The organism is Nonomuraea sp. NPDC050153, from assembly GCF_044460125.1.
In the GTDB taxonomy this organism is placed as follows: domain Bacteria; phylum Actinomycetota; class Actinomycetes; order Streptosporangiales; family Streptosporangiaceae; genus Nonomuraea.
In genome coordinates this window covers 1-16845 of record NZ_JBITJQ010000064.1, presented here as the reverse complement: position 1 = coordinate 16845, position 16845 = coordinate 1, and the positions used below count along the sequence as shown (strand labels likewise).

Sequence of the window (16845 nt, the reverse complement as noted above, 5' to 3'; positions counted from 1 at the left end):
AGTGTTCTGCGCTTTTCGGATGAGTCGTATCCAGGGGAAAGGTACCTGATGCCCTGATTTCAGGGGCTATCGACCCTCCCTCGTGCCGCAGAAGAGCCCCACAAGAGCCGCAAAGGGTCCCAGAGGCGTCTCAAGAAGCGAGAAGACCGTCGACGGAGGCCACCGCGGCCGCCACCGACTGGCCGACGAGCACGCGGAGCACGTCCGCCGCGCGCGGGCGGGCCGTGGGGTCGGGCTGGCGGCACTGCCGTACCGCCAGGTGCAGCGCGGGAGGCAGGACGGAGGTGTCGCCGTCCGTGCGGCCCGTCGCCGCGAAGACCACCAGATCGGCCCAGGCCAGCACGTCGTCGGCCGCGGAGCCCGGCGTGAGGCCGGGTTGCCAGCCGATCAGCACCTGGCCGTGGGCGCCGAGCGCGATGCTCTCGTGGCTGAGCCGGAGCCCCACGTTGCCGCGGGCGTGCAGCTTGGCCACCGCGGAGGCGCAGGTCAGGGCCAGGCGTTGCAGCGCCTGCCCCCGCAAAGGCCCCGATGTACGCACGAAGTCCGACAGCACCGCACCCTGACCACTCATGGCCACCGCCTCCCGTGTCGCCAGGTTGTACGCGGGCAGGGCCGTCCTGGGTTCAACAGTTCGCGGAAGCTTCTAGTCTTGCGGCATGGCCACGAACGCGGCGGGGCGCAAGCCGGAGACCCGGCTCGCATTGGTACGGCGGGCCCGCAAGATGAACCGCATCCTCGCGGACACCTATCCAGAGGCCCACTGCGAGCTCGACTTCGGCAACCCGTTAGAACTCCTGGTCGCGACCATCCTCTCCGCCCAATGCACGGACAAGCGGGTCAACATGGTGACCCCCATCCTCTTCGCGAAATATCCGACAGTGGAGGACTACGCCGCCGCCGACCGGTCCGAGATGGAGGAGATCATCCGCTCGACCGGCTTCTTCCGCGCGAAGACCAACAGCATCATCGGCATGGCGCAGGCGGTGTGCGACAAGTACGGCGGCGAGGTGCCCGGCAAGCTGAAGGACCTGGTCACCCTGCCCGGCGTGGGCCGCAAGACCGCCAACGTGGTGCTGGGCAACGCGTTCGACGTGCCAGGGCTCACCGTCGACACCCACTTCCAGCGGCTGGTGCGCCGCTTCGGCTGGACGGAGGAGACCGATCCGGTCAAGATCGAGCACGTCGTGGGGGAGCTGCTGCCCAGGCGCGAGTGGACGATCTTCTCCCATCGGGTGATCTGGCACGGCCGCCGCATCTGCCACGCGCGGCGGCCCGCGTGCGGCGTGTGCCCGCTGGCCGCGCTCTGCCCGTCGTACGGCATCGGCCCCACGGCGGCGGCCGAGGCCGAGAAGCTCGTCAGGTCCGGTCCCTTCTCGTGATCGCGGAAGCCGTCCGGCCCCTTCTCGTGATGGTGGGAAGCCCCGGATGCCCCGGCGTGTTGGAGGATGCGTGACCCAAGTGCCCGACTGGCTCGACAGACTGGCGGCGCAGGCTCAGCGCTTCGACGTACCGCGATGGTGGAGACCCCCGAACGGGAGCGGCCGGGCCGCGGCGGTGCTGATGCTGTTCGGCGAGGGGCCGCACGGCCCCGACATCCTGCTCATCCAGCGCAGCACGCACGGGCGCAGGCACGCCGGCCAGCCCGCCTTCCCCGGCGGCGGCGTCGACCCCGACGACGGCGGGCCTGTCGCGGCGGCGCTGCGCGAGGCCGAGGAGGAGACCGGGGCCGATCCCGCGGGGGTCCACGTGCTGTGCACGATGCCCGAGCTGTACCTCAGCCACAGCGACAACCGGGTCACCCCCGTGATCGCCTGGTGGCGCGAGCCGTCGGCCGTGCACGCGGCCTCCCCGTACGAGGTGGAGTCGGTGGAGCGGGTGCCGATCGCCGAGCTGGTCGATCCCGGCAACCGGGTCACGCTGCGGCATCCGAGGGGCACGGCGGGGCCCGCGTTCCGGGTGCGGGGGATGCTGGTGTGGGGGTTCACCGCGATGGTGCTCGACACGGTGCTGCGCGCGGGCGGGCTCGAACGTCCGTGGGACCCCGCGCAGGTGGAGGACCTCCCGCAGGAAGTGATCGACCTGGCGTCGAGGGGTTAGCGGGCCGATCGCAGGGTCACGCCCAGGGAGGCCCAGCCCGCCACGTCCTTGTCGCTGTCGGCCGCCAGCGTGTGCAGCGTCTTCAGGCCGGCCCGGTCCGGGGGGTCGCCCAGCACGTGCTGCAGCGCGTACGCGGCGCCGTAGCGCACCCTCGCGTCGTCGTGGCCGGCCAGCTCGATCACCGAAGGCAGCGACCGGGGGTCGGCCAGATGCCCGAACGCGATCAGCACCGAGTAGAGCACCATGGCGTCGTCCTCGCTGGCGGCCAGATACCGCAGCACCGGCAGCGTACGGTCCACGAACGGCTGCAGCATCCCCATGATGTCCACGCCGAGCAGCCGCTCCGCCACGCTGTCCGCGGCGCACAGCCGGCGCGCCTCGATGAAGGACTCAAGATCGCTGCGCCGGCTCAGCACGGAGATCACGTGCCAGCGCAGCGGGCCGTCGGGGTCGGGGTCGCACAGAGCTGCCTCGATGAGATCGCGCACTCTTCCCTCGGCCGGCGGCATACCGCTCAAGGTAGCCACGCGGTGACGCCGTCCTGGCGGAAGACGTGCACACTTGACCGTATCCCTGGTTACCTTTGAAGCGTGCGCGGTGATCTGCTTGACCTCATCTTGATCGGCCTCGTGATCGCCTTCGGCGTCTCGGGTTACCGGCAGGGCTTCATCATCGGGGTAATGAGCTTCGTGGGGTTCGTGGGCGGGGCCGTGCTCGGGGTCTTCATCGCGCCGCCGATCTCCAAGGCCGTGGTCAGCGGCGACACGCCGCAGGCGCTCCTGGCCATCGTGATCGTCTTCCTGTCCGCCACCATCGGCCAGTTCGCGTCCTCGACGCTCGGCGCCGTCGTGCGCAGCCACGTCACCTGGGAGCCCGCCAAGGTCGCCGACGCGGTCGGCGGCACGTTCTCCAGCGCGCTGTCCGTGCTGGTCATCGCCTGGCTGATCGGCTCGCTGATCGTCTCCACGGCCTTCAGCCCGCTCGTCGACCAGGTGAAGAACTCCGCGCTGCTGACCACCGTCGACGACGTGATCCCGCAGGCCGCGCGCAACTGGCAGCAGCCGTTCAAGAAGTTCATCGACCGGTCGGAGTTCCCGCCGGTCTTCGACGCGATCGGCGCGGGCACGATCGTCGACGTGCCGCCGCCCGACCAGAGCGTGCTGCAGGGCGCCAAGCTGAGCCGCGCCCGGCGGGCCATCGTCAAGGTGCAGGGCAACGCCGAGAGCTGCAACAAGCACATCGAGGGCACCGGCTTCGTCTACGCCCCCGACCGGATCATGACCAACGCCCACGTGGTCGCCGGCGTGACCCGCGACCTGCAGGTCATCGACTCCACCAACACGCCCCACGCGGCCACCGTCGTGCGCTACAACCCGCGCCGCGACATCGCCGTCCTGTACGTGCCCGGCCTCGGCCTGCCGCAGCTCTCCTTCGACGGCGACGGCTCGCGCGGCGACAGCGCCATCATCGCCGGCTTCCCCAAGGGCAAGGGCTTCACCGCCGAGCCTGCCAGGATCGGCGGCCAGCTCGACGCCGAGGGGCCCGACATCTACCGCGACGCCACGGTCCGGCGCAAGGTCTACGCGATCCGCGGCCGGGTGCTGCCCGGCAACTCGGGAGGCCCGCTGCTCACGGTGGACGGCCGGGTCTACGGCGTGATCTTCGCCGCCGCGATCAACGAAGAGGAGACCGGCTACGTCCTGACGGCCGAGGAGGTCGCCCCCGACGCGTCCCAGGGCCGCACCGACACCTCGCCGGCCAGCACCCAGAACTGCGACTGACCGCCCGCCGCTCAGCCGGGCAGCTTGTCCAGGATCACGGCGACGGCCTCGTCGGGGTCGCTGTCCTGGCCGAACCCCGAGGCCGCCTTGCCGACCCCGTCGTAGGCGCCGCCGTACCCCTGGATCCTGGCGGCGCCGCGGCTGAAGAGGGTCAGCGCCCCGCGCCCGTTGCCGCGCTGCAGGTGCGTCAGCCCGACGCAGATCTGCGCGAGGCCCTGCCACAGCTCGCGCTCGTCCTCCGGCGCGCACTTCCAGCGGCCCTCGAACACCTCGTGCGCGTTGAACGGCAGCCCCTCGGCCAGGAAGCGGCGGGCGTCGGCCATGGCTTGTTCGGTGGTGGGGGCGTAGTCGTCGGGGACCCGGGGCATGCCCTGCTCGCCATAGGGGAGCGGCCTGCCGTACGCGTCGCGCGGCCTGGCGTTACGCGGCCTGCCCTCGGGATCGCGGTCTCTCATCGCGCGGGCTCCGGATCGGCCAGCCAACCGAGCAACTCGGTGTCGAACACGTCGGGGATCTCCTCATGGGGGAAGTGGCCGGCTCCTTCGAGCAGCCGCCACCGGTACGAAGCCGCCACGTAGCGGCCCGAGCCCTGCGCCGTCCGCGGCAGGGCGCGCGGGTCGAGCGCCCCGTGCAGGTGGAGCGTGGGGGCCTCGACCTCGGTACGCATGGCCCTGGCGTAGCGGCGGCCGTCGGGCCGCAGCTGGGAGCGGCCGAACCAGCGGTGGTACTCCAGCGCGCAGTGTGCCACGGCGGGGATGCGGAACGCCTCGCGGTACGTACGCGCGGTCTCGGGATCGGGCCAGCCCGGCCGCGACCAGTCGTTGAGCAGCCTGCCCACCAGGGCCGCGTCGCGGCGCCTGAGCCGGTGCTCGGGCAGCAGCGGCAGCTGGTGGCCCAGCGCCTGCCGGCTGGCCTTGAGCTGGCCCAACGGGTCGGTCAGCAGCGCCTTGCGCAGCCGCAGGGGATGCGGGGCGGACACGGCGACCAGCCGGTGCACGCACTTGGCGTCGAGCACGGCCATCGTCCAGGCCAGCAGGCCGCCCCAGTCGTGCCCGACCACGATCGCCCCGGTCTCGCCCAGGGCCCTGATCAGGCCGGTCGCGTCGGCGGCCAGCGTGGGCAGGTCGTAGCCGCGCGGCGGCTTGTCGCTGCCGCCGTAGCCGCGCAGATCGGCCGCGACCGCCCGGTAACCCGCCTTCGGCAGGGAGACGAGCTGGTTGCGCCACGTCCACCAGAACTGCGGGAACCCGTGCAGCAGCAGCACCAGCGGCCCCTCGCCGGCCTCGACGACGTGGAAGCGGGTGCCGCCCGCGTGGACCGCGCGGTGCGTCCAGGGCCCTTCGATCTGTACGACCGACTCGTCAGGTGCCATCACGTGTCACCGGCTCACGATCGGAACGAACCGCGGGCAGCGTCTCGTCCTCGGGCGTGGCAATTTCCTTGAGTCCCTTGATCGATCTGGCTGTGCGCTTCATCCCGGCCAGTCCCTTGAGCCGCCTGACCCCGATGAACACCAGCAGACCCGCCGCCACCAGGTAGAACACGGTCACGATGAGGAAGGCCGCCCAGTTGGGCAGCCACTGCGCCAGCACGAACGCGATCGTGAACGAGGCGAGGATCAGGCACAGGTGCGCCATGAAGGCGGCGGCGGCGAACAGGCCGCCCGCCGTGCCGACCCGCTTGGCGTCGAACCTGAACTCGGCCTTGGCCAGCTCGATCTCCGAGCGGACCAGGTCCGAGATCTGACTGCTCGCCTGGGCGACCAGCGAGCCCAGGGATTCTTCCTCGGGAGTCTGCGGCATGAACGTCTCCTATCGAGGCCTGGTGGCCGTGTCAAACATCATCCAGCGCAATGCGACGCTCGCGTACCGTGTATGAAGCAGCACCGCCGCCAGGAGCTCTTCCGACAGTTTCGCCAGGCCGAGCCGCGCTGACAGCCAGGCGCCCCGAACACGCCGAAACTTGTCGAGCGCGAGTCCCGCTGTCACTCCCAGAACTACCCGATCGAACAAGATAGCGCCCACGCCGGGTCCGCCGGGCTTCGCCCCCAGGCCCTCAAGGTCTCAGCAGACAGGCGTATGTCCCGATTTATTGGGACATACGCCTGTAAGGTGTGATCAGTCCTCGGACTTGGCGGACGGGAGCTTCTCCGAGATCAGGTTCATCACCGTGCTGTCGGCCAGGGTCGTGACGTCGCCGATGCTGCGGTTCTCGGCCACGTCGCGCAGGAGGCGGCGCATGATCTTGCCGGAGCGGGTCTTGGGCAGCTCGGGCACGACCAGGATCTGACGCGGCTTGGCGATCGGACCCAGGGTCTTGGCCACGTGGTTGCGCAGGTCGGCGGCGATGTCGTCGCTCTCCTCCGCCGAGCCGCGCAGGATCACGAACGACACGATCGCCTGGCCGGTCACCGGGTCGGTCGCGCCGACCACGGCCGCCTCGGCCACCTTCGGGTGGCTGACCAGCGCGCTCTCCACCTCTGTGGTGGAGATGTTGTGGCCGGAGACGAGCATGACGTCGTCCACGCGGCCGAGCAGCCACAGGTCGCCGTCGTCGTCCTTCTTGGCGCCGTCGCCGGGGAAGTACATCCCCTCGAACCTGCTCCAGTACGTGTCGATGTAGCGCTGGTCGTCGCCCCAGATCGTGCGGAGCATCGACGGCCACGGCTCGCGTACGACGAGGAAGCCGCCGCCCCCGTCGGGGACGCTGTTGCCCTGGTCGTCGACCACGTCGGCCGAGATGCCGGGCAGCGGGCGCATCGCGGCGCCCGGCTTGCCCGCGGTGACGCCGGGCAGCGGGCTGATCATGATGGCGCCGGTCTCCGTCTGCCACCAGGTGTCGACCACGGGGCAGCGCTCTCCGCCGATGTGCTCGCGGTACCAGACGTACGCCTCGGGGTTGATCGGCTCGCCGACGGAGCCCAGGATGCGCAGGCTGGACATGTCGTACTTCGCGGGGATGTCGTCGCCCCACTTCATGAACGTCCTGATCGCGGTGGGCGCCGTGTAGAGGATCGTGATCTTGTACTTCTGCACGATCTCCCAGAACCGGCCGCGGTGCGGGGTGTCCGGGGTGCCCTCGTAGATGACGCTGGTGGCGCCGTTGGCGAGGGGGCCGTACACGATGTAGGAGTGGCCGGTCACCCAGCCGATGTCGGCCGTGCACCAGTAGATGTCGGTGTCGGGCTTGAGGTCGAAGACCGCGTGGTGCGTCCAGGCGGTCTGGGTGAGGTAGCCGCCGGTGGTGTGCAGGATGCCCTTGGGCTTACCGGTGGTGCCGCTGGTGTAGAGGATGTACAGCGGGTCCTCGGCGTCGTGGGGCTCGGCGGCGTGCTGGTCGCTCTGACGGTCGACCAGGTCGTGCCACCAGACGTCCTTCGCGCCGAAGGCGACGTCCTGGCCGGTACGGCGTACGACGAGGACGTTCTGGACCTGCGGGCACTCGGCGACGGCCTCGTCCACCGTGGGCTTGAGCGCCGACGGGTTGCCCCTGCGGTAGCCGCCGTCGGCGGTGATGACGAGCTTGGCGTCGGCGTCGTCGATCCGGCTCTTCAGCGCCGCGGCCGAGAAGCCGCCGAACACCACCGAGTGGACCGCCCCGATGCGGGCGCAGGCCAGCATCGCGATCGGCAGCTCGGGGATCATCGGCATGTAGATGGCCACCCGGTCACCCTTGCCGACGCCGAGCTCCTGGAGGGCGTTGGCGGCCTTGCTGACCTCGCGCTGGAGGTCGCCGTAGGTGAGGGTGCGGGTGTCGCCCTCGGGCTCGCCCTCCCAGTAGTAGGCGACCTTATCGCCGCGGCCCTCCTCGACATGGCGGTCGACGCAGTTGTAGGCCACGTTGAGCTCGCCGCCGACGAACCACTTGGCGAACGGGGCGTTCCACTCGAGGGTCGTCTCCCACCGTTTGGCCCACGCCAGCCGGTCGGCCGCACGCTCCCAGAAGGCGAGACGGTCGGCGGCGGCCTCGTCATATGCGGCGGCGGTCACGTTCGCGGCCGCCGCCAGGTCAGCCGGCGGTGTGAACCGGCGGTTCTCCTGTAGCAGGTTGGACAGCGCCTGGGTCTCGTTGCCAGGGGTCTCCGGGGCCACCTCGTGCTCCTTCTATGGCCAGATTGGATAGGTCGTGTCCCACTTCACCAGCTCACGGCCTCCACACACAAGAGGTCTAGACAGGTCTGTACCGAGGGACCTCCGCTTATCAGGTCGCATGACAGCCGCAATTGAAACGTTGTCATCCTGAAATCAGGTGGGGACCCATAAAGGGTTGCGCATATTCGATCGCCGGGATTTCTCGACGCACCGTCACCTTTTGAGCGCGCCCCGCCTTCCCCGGGGCGCCGGTACGGTCGTCACCGGGAGCGGTCGTACTCGCGGGTAAGGTCGGTTCCCGTGAGTGACCCACTGGCTGTCATCGCGGAGTTCCCCGGCGTCCCCGAGGCGGTGGAATCCGCCCGGCAGGCCGTCGACCGGCTGTACCGCCACCGAGTCCTGCGCCGGGCCAGCCCGGCCGTCTCCACGGAGTCGTCCCTGCGGGGCGCGCGGGCCTCGGCGTCCCTGGAGGGCGTGGACGTGCCCCTGGACGCCCTGCGCCGGGACGAGGTCCACGACCCGCTGGTCCAGGGCGCCCTGCGCGCCTCGGCGGAGTTGGGCCGGCTGGGCTCGACGTGGCGGGCGTCGCCACGGCAGGTGCTCGCCCGCCTGCACGCGGTGGCGGCGACCGGTCTGGCCCCGCAAGCCGTCCTGGGCCGTCCGCGGGCGGTGGACGAGGCGCCGGACCCGCTGGGTCTGGGGCCCGCGCCGGGCGCGTCGGAGGCGGCCACACGCATGGACGGGCTGCTCGGCCTGCTCGAACGGCCCACGAAGGCGCCCGCGATCGTGCTGGCCGCCGTCGTCCACGCCGAGCTGGCCGTACTGCGCCCCTTCGGCACGGCGGACGGGATCGTGGCGCGCGCGGCCGAGCGCCTGACCCTGGTCGAGTACGGCCTGGACCCGAAGTCCCTCGTGGCCGTGGAGGTCGGACACCTGGAGCACGGCTCGTACGCGGGAGCGTTGCGGGCGTACCTGAGCGGGACCCCGGAGGGCGTCTCGCAGTGGGTACAACAGTGTGCCTCTGCGGTAAGCCTGGGGGTGCGCGAGGCGACCGCCATCTGCGAGGCCATGCAAAGAGGCTGAGGTCACGGCGGCGGAGGCGCAGGTGAGACCGTCGGGCCGGGCCGCTGACATAGCTGACGGCGTCTCAGTCAAGAGACGCCGTCTGCCGGCGCATCACACCGGGTTACCAAGCGTGCACCTGTATTCGTCGGAGCGGGTCAAGCCCGTCACGACGCGCCTCCCGCGGCTGGTCGCGCGTGGGTACCCGGCTGATGCGCCCGGACAAGTGGTCCGTGACACCTTTCTACGACGGATCCGCCCTGATGGGAAGCCCTTGGACCAAGACCTTTACCAGGCGATGAGCGGCGCCCTCGCATACCCCGTCATCGCCACCCTCCGTGATCTGGTTACCAACCTGTGATGATTACGGAGAGTGATCGCCTTTATGTGATCGTTATGGCGCAGACAAAAAACTTGGCGAAAATGCGAGATTGCTCCTCGACGAAACTCGAGTCCATCGGGCAGCATACGGGGGTATCGCCCGAAACTGGAGCGACTGTGCACGGAGTACCTTTGCCAGTCCCTTGCCAGGCTCTGGTGAAGTGATGAAAGCTTTCTTCTGAAACGGGACCGGCTCTACCCCCCCGGAGCCGGACCGATCAGGCGACCCCCGCTCTCCCCCCCGGCGGGGGTCGCCCCTTTTCCACCCACTCCCGCAGGGCACACCCCCACCCCACGCCCCCTACGAAGCGCCTCACCCCCGCACCTCCCAACAGCGGGCCTTCCACCGAACGCCCCCGGCGCTTCCCCAAGGCGGGTCTTCCACCGAACCCCTGCGCCTCTCTACGGCGGGTCTTCCACCGAACGCCCCCGCGCGCCCTTGCGCCTTCCCGCGGCGGGCTCTCACCGAGCACCCACCCGCGGTCTCCGTGCCTTCCCCACGACGGCCCCTCACCAAGCGCCCCCGCCTCGCCCCTTCCCGCAGCGGTCCCGCACTGCACTCTCGCCTTTTCACGGCGCACAGCGCACGGCGCACGGCGCACCGACCGCCGCGTGCTCGCGTGCTCGCGTCCTCGCGTCCCTTACGGTGCACCTCTCGCCGAGCGCCGTGCCTCCGCCTCCACGTCCCCCTGCGGCGACCTCCCGCGAGGCGCCCCACCCCCGCGCCTTTTCACAGGGGCCCTCGCACGCAGGCGCCTTCCCACGGCACACCTCTCAGCGGCCGTCGCCCCACCACCACGTCCTCCTGTGATGCACGTCTCGCCGAGCGCCACGCCTTCCCGCAGATCGGATCTGACCATCGCGGTCTCCTATGAGAAGCCGCCCATCGAGCAGCCCCGCCACCCTGGCCACCTACCACCACAGTCACCATGGCGCTTCTTCGAGCACCTCCCCCCAACGCAGCCTCCACCGCAGCGGCGCCAACCATCGCCCCGCATCCGTGCGCCCCGCATCCGCCCCCGCCGCCGTCATCATCACGCCGCGCCACCGCACCCGATATCCACAGCCCCACCCCACCCCCACCCAACAATCCCCAGAACCCCGTTCGCCCTCTCTCCACCCCACCCGCCTCCAGCAAGGTTGGCCTCCCAACGCCGCTCACCCACTCACCCACCACCCACCCCCGAGAGGCCGACATGCACCGCCCCCTGGTCATCACCGAAGACCACGCCCTGCTGGACGACCTGGTCCGCATAGCCGCCGCAGCCGGTGCCCAACTCGACGTCGCCCAGGTCCCCGCCCACGCCCGCCCGTTCTGGAACCTGGCCCCACTGATAGCGGTAGGCGCCGACCAGGCAGACGCCGTGGCCGCGAGCTCGCCCCCCACCCGAGACCAGGTCCTCCTCGTCACCCGGGCCCCCGACGACCCGGATACCTGGCGAAAATGCGTGGCCGTGGGCGCCCAGGCCGTTCTGACCCTCCCCAACGACGAACGCCACCTGGTCGAGCGGCTGGCAGACGCCATGGAGCCCGACCCCCGCTCCGGATCCGTGATCTGCGTGATAGGCGGCCGAGGCGGGGCAGGCGCGAGCGTGCTGTCGGCCTGCCTGTCCCTTCGCGCCTCCGGCGACCACCTCCGTACCTTGCTGCTGGATGCCGATCCATTGGGCGGCGGCATAGACGCGCTGCTGGGTCACGAGGAGGCATCGGGCGCCCGCTGGGGAGACCTGGTGGCCAGAGAGGGCCGGATCAACTCCAGCGCCCTTCAGGCCGCGCTGCCGTCGTTCGGAGACCTGGCGGTCCTCTCCTTCCACAGAGGTGAGGTGGCGGCGATCCCCGCCCAAGCCATGCGCTCCGTCCTGGAGGCGGGTCAGCGAGGCTTCGACCTGATAGTCGTCGACCTTCCCCGCCACCTCGACCCGGCCGCGATCGAGGCCCTCACCAGAGCGAAGACCACACTGATGGTCGCCACGGCCGACGTCCGCGGCATCCTCTCGGCGGTCCAGGTGCTGGGCGAGACCCGCAAACACACCTCCGACATCCGCGCGATCCTCCGCCCGGGAGTCGTGGACGACGACATGGCCGCGGCCGCCCTGGGCATCCCGTCCGTCGGCACCCTGCCCGACCAGCCGAGACTCACCGCCACCCTCAACCGCGGCGAGCTACCCAAACTGGGCCCCCGCACCGTGCTGGGCGCCCTGTGCACCACACTCCTCCGAGACCTCCTCCCGACATGAGCACCCTGAAATCGCCCACACCGACAGGAGCCGTGTCCCAGGAGCTGGTGGAAGCAGTTCGGGTACGCCTGGCCAGAGCAGGCGTAGAGCCCAGCGCCGCCCAGGTGGCAGTGGCCCTGCGAGCCGAGAAATCCGTGTACGGCGACGCGGAGATCCTCGCCGTGGCCAGGGCTCTCTGCGCCGACCTGATGGGCGCCGGCCCCTTGGAGCCGCTCCTGGCCCGGCCAGACGTAACAGACGTCCTGGTCAACGGCCCACGCGAGGTGTGGATCGACGATGGCAGCGGCCTACGCCGCACTTCTGTGACCTTCGCGGACGACGGGGCCGTCCGCCGGCTGGCCCAGCGCCTGGCGTCCGTCGCGGGCAGAAGACTCGACGACGCCTCCCCGCACGTGGACGCCAGGCTCGCCGGCGGCGTCCGCCTCCATGCCGTGCTTCCACCGGTGGCGTCGGGCGGCACCTGCGTCTCGCTACGCCTACCACCGCGCCGCACGTTCACCCTGGACGACCTGGTGGCGGCGGGCACGATCACCCCATCCGCCATCCCGGTGCTGACCGCCATGGTGAGCGCCAGGCTGGCCTTCCTGGTGACGGGCGGCACAGGCACCGGCAAGACGACACTCCTGTCAGCCCTGCTGTCACTCGCCGACCCGGCAGAACGCCTGCTCTTGGTAGAAGACTCAGCCGAGCTCCGCCCTCTCCACCCCCATGTCGTCCGCCTGGAAACCCGCCCGGCGAACCTGGAGGGCGCGGGCGGCGTGAGCCTGCGCGACCTGGTACGCCAAGCGCTCCGAATGCGCCCGGACCGCCTGGTGGTGGGGGAGGTCAGGGGCAGCGAGGTGGTGGACCTGCTGGCCGCTCTCAACACAGGCCACGAAGGCGGCTGCGGCACGCTTCACGCCAACACCGCGGCCGACGTACCCCCTCGCCTGGAAGCCCTGGGCTGCGCAGCAGGCCTGACCAGGGAAGCCGTACACAGTCAGCTGGCCGCGGCACTCGACGCGGTCATTCACCTGACCCGCGGCCGCCCGGACGGCCGACGTCGTATCGCCGAGATCCGCCTGCTCTCCAGAACGTCAGCCGGCTTCGTCGAGTCGATCCCGGCCCTGACCTTCGACGCCAAGGGCAACTCCCAACCCGGCCCTGCCTACGAAGCCCTCTCCCGAAGAGCACAGCCATGAGTCCCAAGACGAAGGCGGCACGATGACCGGCGCCCTCATAGCGACACTGTCCACAGCCTGCGCGATCTGGCTGTGGACAGCTCCAGACACCCCCACCACCCGCCTGACCAGGCTCGTCACAGGCAGGAACAAACCCCGCTGGACCTCCCTGACCACCCGCCTCACCCGCCCGACCCCCGCCCGCCGCGCACAGCTCTGGCGCCACGCATCAATAGAGCTCTGCCAATCCCTGTCAGCGGAATTGTCGGCCGGACGCACCCCCGGAGAGGCCCTGACCAGGGCAATCACATCAGTGGACTTCCCAGACGCAGAGATCTTGCGCCCTGTCGTAGCCGCGGCAAGAGACGGCGGCGACGTCTCCGCAGCCCTCACCTCATCCGCCCCACCCCAGGGAGGCGAGGGTCTCCGCCAACTGGCGGCCTGCTGGGAAGTAGGCGTCACAGTGGGCGCAGGCCTGGCTGCCCTGGTCGAGCGAGTCGCGGGCACATTACGCACAGCCCAAGCCCACCGCCAGGACGTAGCCGCCCAACTTGCAGGCCCCCGCACCACAGCCCGCCTCCTGGCCGTACTGCCGGCCCTCGGCCTCCTCATGGCCGCGGCCCTCAACATGCACCCTCTGGACTTCCTCCTAGGCAGCCTCCCCGGCCTCATGTGCCTGCTAGCAGGCATCGCCCTCGACGCCTGCGGCCTGTGGTGGACAAACCACATGGCAACCCAAGCCCAGACCTAACCCAACCCCCCAAGAACCAGACCAACACCCAAACACAAGCCCGAAACAACAACCCACCCAAAAGCCCAAGCCCACATCCACCCACACAAACCCCCCACTTCACCAAACCCACACCCCAAGCCAGACCTGCACCTCAGGCCAGACCTGCACCCCAAGCCAGACCTGCACCTGAGGCCAGGCCGGCATCCCAAGGCGGACCCGCAACCTAGGCAGGAGACGTCACCCAAGACAGAACCCGCCACACACCGGCAGGCGCCGCAACCGCAGGCAGAAACCCTCCACTCCAGGCAGAACCGCTACCCACCCAGCACTCGCCGCTGGCCACGCCCACCGATCCGGCACGCCCACCGACCCGGCACGCTGGCCGACCCCGCCAAACCCACACCACACCGAACCGATCGGACCACGCCCAATGCTCGAATGGGTCTCCGCCTTGCTCGCCGGCCTGGCCACGTGGATGTGGTTCTCTCCCCAGACTCCAGCAGAACGCCTGTCCCGACTACGCCCGCCAGTCGAGCCCTCACCCAGGCGCGAGCACAACCCTCAAGAGCCGCATCCAACCCAACAAGCACAAGACCGCAATCGCGACGACGAGCCGCCCTGGCAAGATCCCCCTTCACCCCGCATCACCCGCAAGACGATCACCATGGCCACCTGCACAGGCCTATTGACCGCACTCCTGATCGGCGGCGTCACCGGAACCATCGCCGGCCTCCTGATCACCCCGGCACTGGCAGCGTTCCTCCACAAGAAACAACCCCAGCAGAGCCACCGCGACCGCCGCCGAATTGCAGCCGACCTGCCCTTCGCCGCCGATTTGATGACTGCATGCCTGCTCGCCGGCCGCCCGGTGAGCGACGCCACGGAAATCGCCGCCAATGCGATCACCGGACCCCTCGGCCAGCGGCTGAAATGGGTCAGTACCCAACTACGCTTGGGCGCCGATCCCGACCCCACCTGGGCAACCCTCGCCAAGGACCCAACCACGGCCCAACTCTCCCGAGCGATGAGCCGAGCAGCTCAAAGCGGCGCACCGGTGGCGGACGTCCTGACCCGCCTGGCCGACGACGCCCGCGAAGCCGCCAGAGCCGATTCCGTCGCCTCGGCCAGAAGTGTCGGAGTGAAAGCAGTAGCCCCACTAGGCCTGTGCTTCCTCCCAGCATTCGTCCTGCTGGGAATCATCCCTGTAATAGCCGGACTGGCCTCCACAATCATCCTCCCGTAGAACGACGACGCCGCAGCCGTCCACGTTCCTAGGACAAATCAACCATAAAGGAAATGCCGCACCCGCCAAGCCCTGTCTCGCGAAAACAACTTCATGTCCGCCTATCCCGCCGAGAGAAGTCCACGCGACCCCACCACAAACCAGGCCCCTTTCAGGCTCCTCTCGACGAAGGAGCTGATAACCCCCTTGGGAGCAACACCCAAGGCCCAGCACCAAACCGCGATCGAAGAACAACCGGCATCAAGGCGAACGACAGCCCCAGTCCGCCTCACAACCCCACCGTCGCCGAGACCCTAACGAAGCGCCAACCGCAGAAACGCCTTTCCAGGCCAGCCTCCCGCCGGACGGACGGGGCAACCAACCCCGGCGACCCCAAGCCTCCGCCCAGAACCGCGATTGCTCATACTTACATCGCTTCCCACGCCCCCAGGACCCTTGAGGAGGCACCGCTGTCTGGGCGTCCACGCCGCCTTCCGCACCCCAACGCCGCCCCTACGTCGAACCGGGCCTGAGCTTCCAGCCGCAGACCGGAGGGCTCAGGCCAAGTCCCATGCAGGTGCAGCGAACGATCGAGTCCGAGTCGTCAGCCGATCACTGTGCCTTATCGGGATTACGGCTTTTGCAGCATCGTGGTCGATTGGATGTGAGGTGCTCGTTCATATGCCGTTGAAGGGCTGCGACTTCGTCGCACAGAACGGCGAGATCTTGCCTTATCGCGGTCTGGACGTGGCTGATGTCGGCCTTCACTTGGGCCATGTCGGCCGTAGTTCTGTTGTTGCTGCAGTGCTGGCCCGCTTTGAGCGTACGGAGGTGCAACAGCAACTCGAGGATCTGTGTCTCTAGGTCCATGAATTCCCGCCTTTGTACCAGCTCAGACGAGTTCCCGGGGTCTGATGACGAGCCGGGTTTTGCTGCGGAGCACACCATGACAGAAAGTCCACACTCGCGGCGGCCATCCATCGTGGCCAGAGTGGGGTTCTTCATACACAAGCTGAAGTTGTTTCTCCTGCGGGAGAGGATCGGACGCCGTCCTTCAGTACATGAATAGGCTCGTGACTGGGAGAAACAGGGCGAAGCGACAAGTCCACGGTCAGACGGCAAGTTGAAGATCGACAGCGACAAAGGTCTGCGTTCGGATGACTCACTGACGAAGCAGGCCCATCTGCCGGAGCCCCCGCCGGCACCTTCTCAGTGGCGGGCCAGGCCCATCCGACAACACACAGTGGAGCGGTGCTGGAGCCCGCTACCCGCCCACGGATTTCTGCAACGCCCTCACACCGCATCCCACGCACCCGACGCCGCGCGCTGCCGCGGTCTCCCAGACGCCGCCTCTGAGGCGCGATGCTGCGGTCTTTCCGACTCTGCCTTTGCGGGTGCGATGGTGCCGCGCATGCGACGCCGCCTCTGAAGCGCGCTGCCGCCGTCTATCAGGCTTGGCGCTTGAAGGAACTGGCGCCGTACACCTGACGTCGTCTCCAGGGCCCGATGCCGCTGCCTATCCAATCCGCCTTTGGGAGCGCGATGGCATCATGCGTCCAATACCGCCTCTGGGATGTGACGCCGTTGAGCGTCCGGACCCGCCAATGGGGCCCTTCCTCTATGTCGCCTTTCGCGCGCCTAACACCGCCTCTGGGCGAGCAACCCCGTTCCCGCGGCCTCCGCATCGCCACCGGACACCGAGCGCCGCTCCTGGGAACGCAACGCCACTCCGGCAGGACAGTCACTGCCTCCGAGCGCACGCAAACCTGTTGCCCGAGCTCTCGAATGTCGTCAACACCTCACCACCGCCAAGCCCTCGACGTGCCCCCAGCGCTGCCCCTGCCAACAGCCCTCACTGACAGCTGCCCTCATTGACAGCACCACCTCCAGCGGGGGCACCACCCCCGGTGGGAGTGCCGCCCCACCAGCGGTTCCCGTCCACCGACAGCGCCCCGCGTCGACAGTGCCCTCCGGATACCAAACCTAAGAGCCTGCTGACGAACGGATTTGGTGACGGGTTCGAGTCAGAAGACCGTCGGGGTGTGGTCATTTTCAGGCTGTTGACCTGTGAATGGGAGTGG

At 69.2% G+C, this 16845-nt stretch carries 15 protein-coding genes; 9 read left to right on the top strand and 6 right to left on the bottom strand.

The genetic code is table 11. From position 1 onward, the window contains the following. Positions 1-130: 130 nt before the first annotated feature. Complete coding sequence (locus tag ACIBQ1_RS60535) at positions 131-571, bottom strand: hypothetical protein (protein ID WP_397292527.1); 441 nt, start codon at positions 569-571, stop codon at positions 131-133. A gap of 85 nt (positions 572-656) precedes the next feature. Here ACIBQ1_RS60535 and nth point away from each other — a divergent pair, with 85 nt between their 5' ends. Both nth and ACIBQ1_RS60525 read left to right on the top strand, forming a co-directional pair. Beyond that, positions 657-1379 (top strand): endonuclease III, encoded by a 723-nt coding sequence (gene nth / locus ACIBQ1_RS60530; protein ID WP_397292525.1) that lies wholly within the window; start codon positions 657-659, stop codon positions 1377-1379. Between the two features lie 70 nt (positions 1380-1449). Further along, on the top strand, positions 1450-2097 hold the full coding sequence (locus ACIBQ1_RS60525) for an NUDIX hydrolase (protein WP_397292523.1): 648 nt from the start codon (positions 1450-1452) through the stop codon (positions 2095-2097). Here ACIBQ1_RS60525 and ACIBQ1_RS60520 read toward each other — a convergent pair. Next, positions 2094-2606 carry a HEAT repeat domain-containing protein gene (locus ACIBQ1_RS60520; protein ID WP_397292522.1) on the bottom strand — a complete coding sequence of 171 codons (513 nt, stop codon included), beginning with the start codon at positions 2604-2606 and terminating at the stop codon, positions 2094-2096. The genes ACIBQ1_RS60525 and ACIBQ1_RS60520 overlap by 4 nt on opposite strands. Before the next feature lie 81 nt (positions 2607-2687). Here ACIBQ1_RS60520 and ACIBQ1_RS60515 point away from each other — a divergent pair, with 81 nt between their 5' ends. Continuing rightward, entirely contained in the window at positions 2688-3878 is a 1191-nt protein-coding gene (locus ACIBQ1_RS60515) for a MarP family serine protease (RefSeq protein WP_397292520.1), read from the top strand. Positions 3879-3889: 11 nt separating this feature from the next. On the opposite strand, the gene ACIBQ1_RS60510 is transcribed toward ACIBQ1_RS60515, so the two are convergent. The 4 genes from ACIBQ1_RS60510 to acs form a co-directional block, all read right to left on the bottom strand. After that, on the bottom strand, positions 3890-4333 hold the full coding sequence (locus tag ACIBQ1_RS60510) for a DUF309 domain-containing protein (RefSeq protein ID WP_397292519.1): 444 nt from the start codon (positions 4331-4333) through the stop codon (positions 3890-3892). After that, complete coding sequence (locus tag ACIBQ1_RS60505) at positions 4330-5250, bottom strand: alpha/beta fold hydrolase (protein WP_397292518.1); 921 nt, start codon at positions 5248-5250, stop codon at positions 4330-4332. Before ACIBQ1_RS60505 ends, ACIBQ1_RS60510 begins: the two co-directional genes overlap by 4 nt. Beyond that, positions 5240-5680, bottom strand: coding sequence for a phage holin family protein (locus ACIBQ1_RS60500; protein WP_397292516.1), 441 nt, complete (start codon positions 5678-5680; stop codon positions 5240-5242). Before ACIBQ1_RS60500 ends, ACIBQ1_RS60505 begins: the two co-directional genes overlap by 11 nt. A gap of 315 nt (positions 5681-5995) precedes the next feature. Next, a complete protein-coding gene (acs, locus tag ACIBQ1_RS60495) occupies positions 5996-7969 on the bottom strand; it encodes an acetate--CoA ligase (protein WP_397292515.1) in 1974 nt (657 codons plus the stop codon). A 300-nt stretch (positions 7970-8269) separates the two neighbouring features. Here acs and ACIBQ1_RS60490 point away from each other — a divergent pair, with 300 nt between their 5' ends. The 6 genes from ACIBQ1_RS60490 (at position 8270) to ACIBQ1_RS60465 (ending at position 15628) form a co-directional block, all read left to right on the top strand. Next, on the top strand, positions 8270-9052 hold the full coding sequence (locus ACIBQ1_RS60490; protein WP_397292513.1) for an oxidoreductase: 783 nt from the start codon (positions 8270-8272) through the stop codon (positions 9050-9052). Between the two features lie 1556 nt (positions 9053-10608). Next, complete coding sequence (gene ssd, locus ACIBQ1_RS60485) at positions 10609-11649, top strand: septum site-determining protein Ssd (RefSeq protein WP_397292512.1); 1041 nt, start codon at positions 10609-10611, stop codon at positions 11647-11649. Continuing rightward, a complete protein-coding gene (locus tag ACIBQ1_RS60480; RefSeq protein WP_397292511.1) occupies positions 11646-12830 on the top strand; it encodes a TadA family conjugal transfer-associated ATPase in 1185 nt (394 codons plus the stop codon). Before ssd ends, ACIBQ1_RS60480 begins: the two co-directional genes overlap by 4 nt. 22 nt (positions 12831-12852) lie before the next feature. Further along, positions 12853-13560, top strand: coding sequence for a type II secretion system F family protein (locus ACIBQ1_RS60475; RefSeq protein WP_397292509.1), 708 nt, complete (start codon positions 12853-12855; stop codon positions 13558-13560). A 412-nt stretch (positions 13561-13972) separates the two neighbouring features. Continuing rightward, positions 13973-14785: a type II secretion system F family protein gene (locus ACIBQ1_RS60470; RefSeq protein WP_397292508.1), complete on the top strand. Its 813-nt coding sequence runs from the start codon at positions 13973-13975 to the stop codon at positions 14783-14785. Positions 14786-15445: 660 nt separating this feature from the next. Then, positions 15446-15628: a hypothetical protein gene (locus ACIBQ1_RS60465; protein ID WP_397292507.1), complete on the top strand. Its 183-nt coding sequence runs from the start codon at positions 15446-15448 to the stop codon at positions 15626-15628. Positions 15629-16845: the final 1217 nt, after the last annotated feature.